Source organism: Allostigmatella hybrida (assembly GCF_020103775.1).
Classification (GTDB): Bacteria; Myxococcota; Myxococcia; order Myxococcales; family Myxococcaceae; genus Hyalangium; species Hyalangium aurantiaca.
Window position 1 is genome coordinate 161,338 of record NZ_JAHXBH010000013.1, and the last position, 11,841, is coordinate 173,178.

Annotated in this window: 11 protein-coding genes; 6 read left to right on the plus strand and 5 right to left on the minus strand. The window is 69.9% G+C overall.

Going from position 1 to position 11,841, the window contains the following annotated elements:
- Positions 1-2 precede the first annotated feature (2 nt).
- Both KY661_RS20825 and KY661_RS20830 read left to right on the plus strand, forming a co-directional pair.
- Positions 3-1,058, plus strand: a complete 1,056-nt coding sequence (locus KY661_RS20825) for an alpha-ketoacid dehydrogenase subunit beta (protein WP_225411880.1) — start codon at positions 3-5, stop codon at positions 1,056-1,058.
- 81 nt (positions 1,059-1,139) lie between these two features.
- Entirely contained in the window at positions 1,140-1,625 is a 486-nt protein-coding gene (locus KY661_RS20830) for a GNAT family N-acetyltransferase (RefSeq protein WP_225411881.1), read from the plus strand.
- Positions 1,626-1,636: 11 nt separating this feature from the next.
- Here the strand turns inward: KY661_RS20830 and KY661_RS20835 are convergent, their stop codons facing one another.
- On the minus strand, positions 1,637-1,999 hold the full coding sequence (locus KY661_RS20835; protein ID WP_225411882.1) for a TIGR02266 family protein: 363 nt from the start codon (positions 1,997-1,999) through the stop codon (positions 1,637-1,639).
- Positions 2,000-2,188: 189 nt separating this feature from the next.
- Here KY661_RS20835 and KY661_RS20840 point away from each other — a divergent pair, with 189 nt between their 5' ends.
- Both KY661_RS20840 and KY661_RS20845 read left to right on the plus strand, forming a co-directional pair.
- Positions 2,189-3,052, plus strand: coding sequence for a hypothetical protein (locus tag KY661_RS20840; RefSeq protein WP_225411883.1), 864 nt, complete (start codon positions 2,189-2,191; stop codon positions 3,050-3,052).
- Positions 3,053-3,160: 108 nt separating this feature from the next.
- A complete protein-coding gene (locus KY661_RS20845) occupies positions 3,161-4,438 on the plus strand; it encodes an SGNH/GDSL hydrolase family protein (RefSeq protein WP_225411884.1) in 1,278 nt (425 codons plus the stop codon).
- A gap of 22 nt (positions 4,439-4,460) precedes the next feature.
- Here the strand turns inward: KY661_RS20845 and KY661_RS20850 are convergent, their stop codons facing one another.
- From KY661_RS20850 to KY661_RS20860, 3 genes are all read right to left on the minus strand, one after another.
- Positions 4,461-7,130 carry a phosphoenolpyruvate carboxylase gene (locus tag KY661_RS20850; protein WP_225411885.1) on the minus strand — a complete coding sequence of 890 codons (2,670 nt, stop codon included), beginning with the start codon at positions 7,128-7,130 and terminating at the stop codon, positions 4,461-4,463.
- A 135-nt stretch (positions 7,131-7,265) separates the two neighbouring features.
- Complete coding sequence (locus KY661_RS20855; protein WP_225411886.1) at positions 7,266-8,300, minus strand: galactose oxidase-like domain-containing protein; 1,035 nt, start codon at positions 8,298-8,300, stop codon at positions 7,266-7,268.
- Between the two features lie 138 nt (positions 8,301-8,438).
- Positions 8,439-9,263, minus strand: coding sequence for a metallophosphoesterase family protein (locus KY661_RS20860; protein WP_225411887.1), 825 nt, complete (start codon positions 9,261-9,263; stop codon positions 8,439-8,441).
- 112 nt (positions 9,264-9,375) lie between these two features.
- On the opposite strand from KY661_RS20860, the gene KY661_RS20865 reads away from it, so the two are divergent.
- Positions 9,376-9,984, plus strand: a complete 609-nt coding sequence (locus KY661_RS20865; RefSeq protein WP_225411888.1) for an AbfB domain-containing protein — start codon at positions 9,376-9,378, stop codon at positions 9,982-9,984.
- 27 nt (positions 9,985-10,011) lie between these two features.
- Here KY661_RS20865 and KY661_RS20870 read toward each other — a convergent pair whose 3' ends face one another.
- The gene (locus KY661_RS20870; RefSeq protein ID WP_225411889.1) at positions 10,012-11,082 is read right to left on the minus strand and encodes a hypothetical protein; all 1,071 of its coding nucleotides are present in this window, start codon (positions 11,080-11,082) and stop codon (positions 10,012-10,014) included.
- A 107-nt stretch (positions 11,083-11,189) separates the two neighbouring features.
- Here KY661_RS20870 and nth point away from each other — a divergent pair, with 107 nt between their 5' ends.
- On the plus strand, positions 11,190-11,834 hold the full coding sequence (nth, locus tag KY661_RS20875; protein ID WP_225411890.1) for an endonuclease III: 645 nt from the start codon (positions 11,190-11,192) through the stop codon (positions 11,832-11,834).
- Positions 11,835-11,841 lie beyond the last annotated feature (7 nt).

Below are 11,841 nucleotides of genomic sequence, written 5' to 3' on the forward strand. Positions count from 1 at the left end.
CCATGGCCAACATGGCACAGGCCATCCGGATGGCCCTGCACTACGCCGAGGAGAACCTCGGCGTGATGGACATTTTCGGCGAGGACGTGGGCGCGCCCCTGGGCGGCGTCTTCACGGCGACCCAGGGCCTGAAGAACGCCTGGAACACCCCGCTGGACGAGCGCGGCATCATCGGCACCGCCATTGGCCTGGCCATGGCGGGCCAGCGGCCCGTGGCGGAGATCCAGTTCGCCGACTACATCTTCAACACCATCGACCTGCTGAAGGTCGCCGGCAACACGTGCTGGGCCAGCAACGGCGACTGGAACCTGCCCATGGTGGTGAAGACGCCCGTGGGCAGCGGCATCCGCGGCTCCATCTACCACTCGCACTCGTTCGATGCGACGGCCACCCACATCCCGGGCTGGAAGATCGTCATCCCCTCCAACCCGCTGGATGCCTACGGGCTGATGATCTCCGCCTGCCAGGAGATCAACCCCGTCATGTTCCTGGAGCCCAAGGCGCTCCTGCGCGTCAAGGGCGAGGAGCGCATCCCCGGAGAGCCCGAGGATGAGCGGCAGCTGTCGAAGATGATCGACGCGCCGCTGGGGGACCGCTCGGCGTGGAAGCCGCAGTGGCCCGCGCTGGAGCCGTACGCGGTGCCCATCGGCCAGGGCAAGGTGGTGCGCGAGGGCACCCAGCTCACGGTGGTCAGCTACGGGCGCACCCTGCCCCTGTGCGCGAAGGCCGCCGACACCCTGCGCGAGGAGGGGGTGAGCGCGGAGGTCATCGACCTGCGCTCGCTGTGGCCCTACGACTGGGAGCTCATCCGCCGCTCCATCGAGAAGACGGGGCGCGTGCTGTTCGTGAACGAGGACACCGAGGTGACGAACTTCGGCGAGCACCTGGTGCGCCGCACCGTGGAGGAGCTGTTCTACAAGCTGCTCGCCCCGCCCCGGCTGCTCGCGGGCAAGTTCCTGCCCGGCATCGGCCTGGCCGACCCGCTGGAGATGGCCTCCGTGCCGCAGCTCTCCGACATCACCCAGGCCCTCCGCGCGCTCGCCGCCGAGCAGCCCTGAGCCGCCAACCCCCTGTTTCGCATGAGGCCGCCGTCTCCGGGTTGGAGGAGCGGCGGCCCTTTCGGTAGACTCCGGGCCGCCATGCCGCCGTCCCCCGCCGCCAGCCCGACTTCATCGCCCCCCACGGCGACCGCCCCTGGATTCCGCATCCGCCGCGCCCGCCGGGGCGATGCCGAAGCGCTTGCCTCGCTTCTGCGCGAGCTGGGCTTCCCCGAGGGCTCGGACACCCAGACGGTGCACTGGGTCACCAGCCACCCGGAGATCGAAATCTTCGTGGCGTGTGATGCCCAGGACCGGCCCGTGGGGATGATCAGCCTCTCGCACCGGCCCCAGCTGCGGCTCAAGGGCCGCATCGCCACGGTGGACGAGCTGGTGGTGACCGAGACCTGGCGCCGGCGCGGCGTGGGCCGGGCGCTGCTGCTGCATGCCATCGAGCGCACGCGCGTGCTGAGCGTGAAGCGGCTGGAGTTGGCGGCGCGCTCCACCCAGGGCGACGGCCTGGCGCGCTTCTACCAGGCCTGCGGCTTCGTCGAGGACTGCATGGTGTTCCACCACGGCGGCGCCTAGCGCCCGCGCCCCTAGCGCTTGATGTTCTGCACCACGCGCTGGAGCCGGAGGCGGTCGCCCTCGCTCACGTCCGTGAAGCGCACGCCGATGGCCTCGGACTCGTCGCGCACCCAGGCGATGACGCCCTGGAGCTGGAAGGCCTCCCCGTCGATGATCATCTCCAGCGACACCGGCGAGCCCACGTCGTGGGCCTTCTGGGTGCGCAGGCACAACCCACCCGCCGAGATGTTCAGCGAGTAGGCGCGCAGCGCCCGGGCCGCCTCCTGCTTGTGGGAGAACCGGACCTCGAACTTCGCGGGGATCCGCTCCTCGGAACGGCGGTTCACCAGCGCTTCATCGTCCAGATCAGGGGCATCTACGCGATGGGTGTTCATACGGACCGGACACTCCCAGGCAAAAGCGCTTCGAATCAAACGGCCCTCGTGGCGACTGTGCGCCACCGGGCCTCTGCCGCCGCGCGGGGAGGCGCAAGTGTCGGCTGTCTTCCAGCCCAGGTTCAAGGGCTCCCTGTCATCTGCCGCATCGTGTAAGCCCGCCAGGTTCTTTCTTGGGAGGCAGCTTCGATGCGCGCGCACCCGATCTGGCTGTGGAGCGCCCTCGTCGCGGGGGTGTTGGTGGGAAGTCTGGGCTGTGAGGGCGGCTCTTCCGGGCGTCCCGACGCGGGCCTCGACGGGGGCCCGGGGGATGGAGGCGACGCGGGGCCCGATGGGGGCCCGTCGGCCTTCACCTGTGATGTACCTCGACAATCGGGGTGTAATCCGGGAGAGCTTTGCCTCTTCTACCGATGGGAGAACGGCGTCCTGGGCAGCCGGTGCCTGACGGGCGCGTGTGATCCGGTCCAGCAGGACTGCCCCTCCGGACAGCGGTGCACCTACGTGCGCACGGCGGACAAGACCGAGCGGGCGTGCGTGGAGGACGGCACCGCGGACGAGGGGAACCCGTGCCGGCTGAGCGGCCCGGCCGAAGGCCAGGGGGTCGACAACTGCAAGAAGGGGCTGTTCTGCACGGATGTCCTCCAGGAGGACGGGGGCACCGCGTTCCAGTGCGCGAAGCTCTGCCACGGCACGCAGCAGTGTGGCGCCTCGCTCCAGTGCAACGAGGTGCTCTGGCTGAACGGCACGGAGGAGACGCCCCTCGTGTGCGGCGGCCAGGCGAAGCCGTGCGACTTGCTCGCCCAGGACTGCGAGAGCCCCCTGGGGTGCTACCCCACCACGGGCACCCCCAGCTGTGCGATCCAGGGGACCCTGGTGGACGGAGCCGGTTGCGAATTCTCCAACCAGTGCCCATCTGGCAGCGCCTGTGTCGGCACGGGCAGCCAGAAGGCCTGCCGCCCGCTCTGCCGCCTCCCGGACGGACAGCCCTCCTGCGTGCAGGGGAGCTGCCAGGCCCTCCAGGGCCATCCGGATGTGGGGGCCTGCGTTCCCTGAAGCGGGAATGTAAGTGCCGGAGAAATGGGGAGTTCACCCGGGAGGGTGCGCTCCCCAGACGGGGAAGGAATGCCTAGGTTGCAGCCAGGGTGGAATGGGAGGGATGGGATGGGCGGACGTTCGCTGCTCGGGCGTTGGATGTGCGCGTGGGCGTTGCTGGGAGTGGGGGCCCTCGCGGGGTGCGGTGAAGGGACGGAGGGGCCCACGGAGGCCCTGGCGTCCGGGAGCGCCCCCTCCCAAGGCCAGGAGGTGAGTGAGCCGGTGCTCCCCCCTGCCCCGCTGGAGGTGGCCCCTGCGCTCATCCTTCATGGCGCGGACGAGGTGCGGCCCACGCCGCCGCTGGCCCCCGCCGTGTCCTTCCAGCCCGCCTTCTACCAGGCGCTGCGCTGGTCCCGCAGCATCAGCACCGTGACGACGTTCCGGCTGCGCCTTCCGGTGGCCCGCGCGGGAGAGCGGCTGAGCGTCACCTTCCGCGCCGGCGATGGCAGCCTGACGCTCCAGAAGGCCACCGTGGCCCTCGCGGGCGCGAACGGTGCGCTGGCCTCGGCGCCCATCGCCCTCACCTTCGGGGGCCAGCCGGGCTTCACCGTGGCGGCGCGGACCCATGCCGTGTCGGATCCGGTGCCCTTCGCGGTGAACCTCCAGGAGGAGCTGGCCGTGTCCTTCGAGGTGAAGGGCTCGCTCTCCATCTCCGACATCGATGCCTTCCCCGGCGGCTTCATGAGAGAGGGGGCGTACGCGGGGAGCACGGCCGCCTTTGGCGGCTCCTCCTGGCAGCGCGCCATCGGCGTCACCGCGATCCACACCGAGGCGGAGACGGGCCGGAGCTTCGTGGCGCTCGGGGACAGCATCACCGAGGGCTACATCTCCACTTATAATGATACGCGCAACGCCTGGCCGGCGCTGGCGGGCAAGGCGCTGGGGGTGCCCATCGTCAACGCGGGCGTGTCCGGCCAGGGCTTCTACGATGCGCTGCAGTACCTGGATCGCGAGGCGCTCGCGCTCACGGGCGTCACCGACTGCATCATCCTCCTGGGCACCAATGACTTGGGGGCCTCGTCGGATGCGCAGCTGAAAGAGCGGATGACGCTCATGCTCGACCGGCTCAAGCCCCACTGCAAGCTCTGGGTCAGCACGCTCATCCCCCGGGAGCGGAGCAAGTACGCCGACTTCGAGACCGTGAAGGCCAGCCGGATCGTCTTCAACACCTGGCTGCGCCAGCAGACCCAGGCCGAAGTTATCGACCTGGAGGCCGTGACGCGCTCCCCCTCGGACGTGCACCAGTTCATCACCGGGCTCGACGTGGACGGCATCCACCCCAGCCAGCAAGGCCATCAGGTGATGGCCGAAGAAGCGGTCCGCGTGCTGCGCGCGAAGGGGCTGTGACGGCGCGGGAGTGCGCCCCGCCTCACCCGGTGTTGCGCAGCCCGGCGGCGATGCCGTTGAGCGTGAGCAGCAGGGGCCGGTCACAATCCGGCTCCCCTGCCCGCTTGCGCCGCAGCAGCTCCACCTGCAGGAAGGACATGGGGTCCACGTAGGGGTTGCGCAGGGCAATGGAGCGCTGGAGCCGCGGGTTGTGGTCCAACAGCCGCTCCTCGCCCGTCAGCCGCTTCACCTGGCGGCGCGTCCGGACGTGCTCGGCCCGGATGAGCCGCCACAGCGGCCGGGTGGAGGCCGGGGCCAGCGTCGCGTAGCGCGAGGCGATGGCGATGTCGCTCTTGGCCAGCACCATCGTCACGTTGTCGATGACGGTGCGGAAGAAGGGCCACTCCCGGTACATGCGCTTGAGCATGGCCAGCCCCTCGGGCTTGGCCGCGTACTCCTCCAGCGCCGAGCCCACGCCGAACCAGCCGGGCAGGATGGCGCGGTTCTGCGTCCAGGCGAACACCCAGGGGATGGCGCGCAGCGACTCGAGCCCTCCCGCCTTGCGCTTGCTCGGACGCGAGCCGATGGGCAGCGCGGAGATCTCCTCCACGGGCGTGGCCGCCGTGAAGAACTCGATGAAGCGGGGATCCTCCCACACCAGGGCGCGGTACTCGCGCCGCCCCTTCTCCGCCAGCGTGTCGAAGACCTGGCGGAACGCCGCCTCGTCCTCCTCGGTGGGCCGGGGCTGGGCATCCATCCGGTGCAAGAGCACCCCGGCCAGCACCAGCTCCAGCGAGCGCCGCGCCAGGTCCGGCCGCGAGTACTTGTGGTCCAACGCCTCGCCCTGCTCCGTCGCCTTGTACCCTCCGGCGAGGCTGCCCGCGGGCAAGGCGAGAATGGCCTGCTGCGCGGGCCCGCCGCCGCGGGCCACCGACTCGCCCCGGCCGTGGAAGAGGCGCAGCGGAACCCCCGCCTCCTTGGCCACCCGGGACAGCGCGACCTGCGCCCGCTGGAGCGCGGCGGAGGCGGCCAAGAGCCCCACCTCCTTGCCCGAGTCGCTGTAGCCCACCATCACCTCCTGCACGCCCCGGGCATCCAGGTGGCGCCGGTAGGCAGGGTTCGTGAAGAGCGTCTGGAGCACCGCGGGCCCACCGTCCAGCGCGCCGAGCTGCTCGAACAGGGGGACGATGTCCACCGTGGCGCAGCCCCGCGCCTCATCCCAGAGCCCGGCGTGCTTGGCGCACTCGAATGCGGCCAACACGTCCTCGGCGGTGCTGGCCATGGACATGATGAACGTGCGGCAGCACTCCTCGCCCGACTCGCTCTGGGCCTCCTTCACCCGCTCCAGCACCGCGAGCAGCCGCGCCCCGCCCTCCGTCGGCGCGGGGCCGCCGTTCAACGAGGCCCGGGCGCTGAGCACATCCTCCGCGGGCACGCGGAACTCCAGCTCCGCCAGGTGGAAGCCCAGCGAGCGCACGCGCTCCATCACCCGGCGCACCTGCCGCACGCCCGCGCGGGAGGCCTTCACCTCCAGCAGGGTGCGCTCGATGAGCCCCAGGTCCTCCAGGAAGGCCGAGGGGGAACGGTAGGCCCCGGCGGCCATGGGCCCCGTGCGGCCCCCGCGCCGGCCCTCCACATGCTGGAGCGCGAGCTGGAGCCGGGCCTCCATGAAGCGCAGCTTGCGCCGCCACGGCTCGCCCGCGGTGCGAGACCCCTGGCGCTCGGCCACCTCGGGCAGCTCCGCCCCATCCTTCTCCAGAGATTGCCGCAGGGCCTCGGGCGGGGACGTGTGCCGGTCCGACTGGGACAGCGCGGCGCCCAGCGCCTCCACATCGCGCAGCAGCAGGCGCAGGCCACGGGCGCGGTGGGCGCGCAGGGTGTCCGCCAGCACCTCGGGCGTCACCAGCGGGTTGCCATCCATGTCCCCGCCCACCCACGAGTGCACGCGCACGGGCGAGGCGATGGGCCCCAGGGGCTCGCCATAGACGCGGTCGAACGCCCAGGCGAACAGCTCCGGGAGCCGGGAGAGCTGGTCGGCCAGCACCTCCTCCACGTACCAGAGGGCGTTCTTCACCTCGTCGCCCACGGTGGGGCGCATGCGCCGCAGCTCGTCCGACTGCCACAGGGCGGTGAGCTCCTCGCGGACGGACTCCAGGTTGTCGGCCAGCTCCAAGGGCGTGAGCTGGCAGCGGTCGCGCTCCTCCATCAACCGCTCGATGCGGTAGAGCTTCTCCAGCAGCGTGCGCCGCGCGGCCTGGGTGGGGTGCGCGGTGAGCGTCAGCGTCACGTCCAGGGCGCCCAGGGCCTCGCGGACTTTCTCGGCGGGGACTCCGGCCTCTTTCAGGGTCCGGAAGGCGGCCTCCATCGAGCCCCGCTGGGCCGTGGCCTCCGCAGCGCTGGCGTGTCCGCGCGTGCGGCGGATGCGGTGGTGCTGCTCGGCGAGGTTGGCCAGCTGGAAGTAGACGGAGAAGGCCCGGAGCACCAGCTCGGCCTGGTCCAGCGGCAGCTTCTCCAGGAGCGCCGCCAGCTCCGCGGCCGCCGCCCGGCGTCCCGGTTTGGGGCCCCGGCGGCGCTGGATGGCCAGATGGCGGACCTGCTCTTCCAGCTCGAAGAGCGGTTGCCCGTGCTGCTCGATGAGGACTTCACCTAGCAGCCGGCCCAGGAGCCGGACATCGCGGCGGAGGGGTTGATCGACAGGACGAATGCGCGCCATAGCGGGCCGCACCGTAGATCTTCTTGGTGCCAGACTCTTTAAAAGCGATCTAATCGCACAACATTGGACAGTTAGTTCTACTACCAGCGCGGAGGGAGGCCCGTGGGGGACCGGGCCTCCCGTGCGAGCCGCCGCCTAGGGCGTCTGGGTTTGGATTCCCACGTCCAGGGCGAGATCAAACGAGAGATCCGGAGACGTGGCGCCCACCTGTTTCACCACCACGGCGAGGGTGTTCTCCCCCACCACGAAGAAGTAGGTGGAGGACCGGGCGGGCCGGGTGGCGGCCAGCACGGTGGCCTCGGCGCCATCGCCGTGGCCGAACTGACCGAGCCCGGACTTCCACGCCGAGTCGTCATAGTGCGCGGCGAGCCAGGACGTGCCCCGGTCCACGTTGCTGTCGTCGTACTTCCACGCGCCGCTGAAGGAGATGACGCTCGAGAACCGGGAGGCCACCTTGCCCACCTGCACCCGCTTGGCCACGGAGGGCACCCCCGCCTCGCTCACCAGGAAGAGCATGTACGGCCCCGGGGGCGCCAGGAGGTTGCTCTCGGGGGCGCTCACGCGCAGCCCGTCCTCGTTCACGGAGTGCGACAGCGTGAGCAGCCGCTGGTTCTGATCGAAGGCGTGCGTGGAGGAGCCCAGGGCCAGCAGGGTCACCTTCTTGATCTGCGCCGCCTCGGGGGTGCGCACCTGGAAGGCCGTGCCCGGCAGCAGCTCGTCCGGCGCCTCGGTGAGGGTGGGACGTGGCCCCTTGAAGAGGTAGGGCGGCTCGAAGATCTCCGCGGAGGACTCCCCGTTACCGCCGGCGCTCAGCACCCGCCCATCCGGCAGCAGGAGCGCGGTGGAGTGATAGCCGCGATAGATGCGCTCGCTGGCGAGCGAGGTCCACTGGCCGGTCTCCGGATCAAAGAGCTCGGCATGGAGCACGGCGCCCGCGCGGTCATCGAACCCGCCTGCCCGGGTGCCTCCCGTCACGAGCACCGTGCCATCGGGCAGCAGCGTTGTGCTGTGGTGGCGCCGGTGAACGTGCTGGGCGGACAACGGCCACGCCAGCGGGGGGGACCACTTGCCCTCCACCTCCGGCGATTGCGCCACGGCGGGCCCTCCCAGCAGCCCGAAGCACACCCCCAACACAGCCTTCCACGTCCCCTTGGATTGCCCTTCAGCCATGGATTCCCCCTCTACTCCGCAAGCAAGGAGAACCTAATGACCCGGGATTTCCCGACCATTCGCCCTGGCACCCAAGGCATCTACCCACTGCCGGACGCGCCCCCTCCCCGCCCAAGGTGCCTGCTCACGGCAGGCGGCTCAGGGCAAGGGACCGGGCAGGATCTCCCGGAGCAGGTGCGAGATGTCTCCCCGCCAGGTCCACTGCTTGGGGTACCCCAGGGAGACTTCCTCGAAGCGGACCCCATCCCGCCAGAGCGTGGCGGGCATGTGGAGGTGCCCGGAGATGACGACCTCGGCCCGGAAGCGCCGGTGCCAGTCCTCCGTCTTCTTCGTGCCGCACCAGAGGGAGAACCGGGGGATGCGCGGCAGGCGGACGTGCTCGTAGCGCAGCGGAAAGTGGTTGATGAGCAGCGTGGAGCAATCGGCGGGCAGCGCCTCCAGCCGGGCGATCGTCTGCTCCACGCGCGCGGCGCACCAGGCGGCGCGCGAGGGGTACGGATCCGGGTGCAGCAGGGCCTCGTCGGTGCAGAGCACGTCGGAGTCCATGGCCCACTGAATGGCGTCCTGTTCGGCGACGTGGTCCGGCCGGAACGAGTAGTCGTAGAGCAGGAACATCGGCACCAGCACCCGGTGCGGCCCCTCTCCTGGCCAGCGTGGATAGGGATCCTCCGGGGTGAGCACCCCGTGGGCGCGGCACTCGGCCACGCGCTGCTGGTAGAGCGCCTCGCCCCGGAGCGCGCCAGGCTCACGGGACACCGTCCACAGCTCGTGGTTGCCGGGCACCCAGATGACCTTCCGGAAGCGCGCCGTCAGCGTGCGCCACGCGAAGTCCATGTGCTCCGGCGTCTCCCCGATGTCCCCGGCGGCGATGAGCCAATCCTCCGGGTGCGGGGCGATGGACTCGAGCGCCTGCCGGTTGTGCTCGTAACGCAGGTGAAGGTCGCTGAGGGCGTAGAGTTTCATGGGGGCTTTCGCCCCCTACCCTATACCCTCCGGCCACCGGAGGCGGGAACAGAAGCCCCGTGCACGGACGGCTGGTGAATATCCAAGCCGGGGGGGCGTCATCAGGAAACCCATGATGCCCCCCACGCCCTCTCGCTGGTTCAAGCGCTTCCTGACCCTCGCCGCCGTCGCGGCCCTCCCCGGCTGTATCATCGAAGACTCGGATGATCCGTACGAGCCAGGGCCCTACGTGGGGTGCCCCGCCCTGGAAGGCTCCGGCATCCACGGCAGCGTCTCCCTGCACAACGAAATGGGGGGCTTCTTCTCCATGGAGTCGTACACCTACGCGGACTACTACGTCCGCACCGCCGAGGGCCGGGGGATGATCTCCCTCATCCGGACGGGGTGGGACATGGACGAGGCCACGTTCCGGATGGTGCCGGGGCTGGCGGATGACCGCTGTGTCTCGTTCGAGTCGAGCCTCTACCCGGGCTCCTTCCTGCGGCAGGAGAACGCCGAGGTGTGGCTGGACGAAGGCAGCTCCCATCCGCGCTTCCTGGAAGACGCCACCTTCTGCCCCCGGCAGGGACTGGCGGACCTGCACGCGCTCAGCTTCGAGTCCTGCGCCCTGCCGGGCATGTACCTCCACCACACCGATGACTTCCTGTACGTCGGCGAGGGCAGCGGCTGGGCCTTCGAGGAGGACGCCACCTTCCTCCTGACGGACCCCTGGTCGCCCTGAGCGGCCTCGCCCGTGGGCGTCCGTTTTCTAGAGGCGGGACTCGATGGTCATGGGCGTGGTGGGCATGTCGGCCACCCCATCGATGAAGGGCGTGATGACCAGCTTGCGCGCAACGCCTTCCGCCACGGGCGAGCCACTGAAGATGAACACGCTCTGGAGATAGGGGCCCCGCGTGAAGAGCTTCACGCCCGCCAGTTCTACCTCATGGCCGTAGGCGCTGAACTTCACCTCGAAGGAGAGCCGCGGGTTCACCGTAACGCGGAAGGCATAGGGCGCGCCCCCAGAGCCCGCTGCCGGGTGCTTCTGGATCTCCGCCCCATCGAGCACGAACAACCCCACCGGCTCCAGACCGGGGCCATCCACCTTCACGGCCTGCACGCCCCCCTGAAGGTAGGGCTCCCAGGGGTTCTCCGCATCGGGGTGGCCCGTGAGTTCCCATGGCTCGTATTGCGTGTAGGCCGATAGATCGACCGAGGGGTTGAAGATCTCCAGCGGAGCGCTGGCCACGAAGCGGGACTCGATGGACACCGGAGCGGTGGGCGTCCCCGCCACGCCGTCGATGAAGGGCGTGATGACCAGATCGTGCGCGACGCCTTCATCCACCTGCGAGGTGCTGAAGACAAACACGCTCTGGAACGAAGCCCCCTGAGGGATCAGCTTCACCGCGGCCAGCGCCACCTCATGGTCGTAGTCATACATCTTCACGTCGAAGGACAGCCGCGGGTTCACCGTGACGCGGAAGGTGTAGGGAGAGTCCTCCATCTTCGCCTCCGGGTGCTTCTGGATCCCCGCCCCGTCGAGCACGAACAGTCCGCTGTCCGCCGCGAGGAGAGGCCCGTCCACCTTCAAGGCATCCAAGCCCGTCGCGAGGAAGGCGTACTCCGGCTCGCCCGCCTCCGGATGGCCCTGGCGCTCTGCCACCGTGTAAACCGTGTAGGTGGAGAGATCGACCGTGGGCTCCAGGATTTCCAGTGCCTGAACGGTCTGCTGGGCTTGCGGTCTGGGCTCGGCGGGGACATCCGCCTCGCCCGCGCACCCCATCGACATGGAAACCACCCCCAGAGCAACCCACACACGAACATGCTTCACGAACTTCATGATGTTCCTCTTTCCGGCCCCGCCCCAGGCTTTGCACAAACCCGGCCGGAACAGAAGGTTCAGCGATGTCCTGGAGGCGCCATCCGCTTGCTGATACGTGCCACGGCATGTCCGCAGCCTCCCTCATTCCCCCCCTGCTCCAGCAGCTCCGGCAGGCCCATCCCGAAGCGCGCTACGAGCTGAACTGGAGCACCCCGTTCGAGCTGCTCGTGGCCACGATCCTGGCCGCGCAGTGCACGGACGAGCGCGTGAACCGGGTGACCGCCACCCTCTTCCAGAAGTACCCGGGGCCCCAGGCCTTCGCCCAGGCGGACACCGCGGCGCTCGAAGAGGACCTCCGGCCCACGGGCTTCTACAAGCAGAAGGCGAAGGCGGTGCAGACCATGAGCCGGGAGCTGCTCGCCCGGTTCGGGGGCGAAGTGCCCCAGAGCCTCGATGCGCTCGTGACGCTGCCCGGAGTGGCCCGCAAGACGGCGAACGTCGTGCTCAACACCGCGTTCCAGATTCCCTCGGGCGTCATCGTCGACACCCACGTGGCCCGCGTCAGCCAGCGGCTGGGGCTCACGAAGAAAAAGAAGCCCGAGGACATCGAACAGGAGCTGATGCGCCTGGTGCCCCAGGACCAGTGGACCTTCTTCGGGCCCGCCATGGTGCTCCATGGCCGCTACACCTGCATGGCCCGCAAGCCCCGGTGCGAGGCCTGCCCCCTGGCGGCGTTCTGTCCGAAGCTGGGGCTCACCGGGGAGGCGTGAGCCCGGT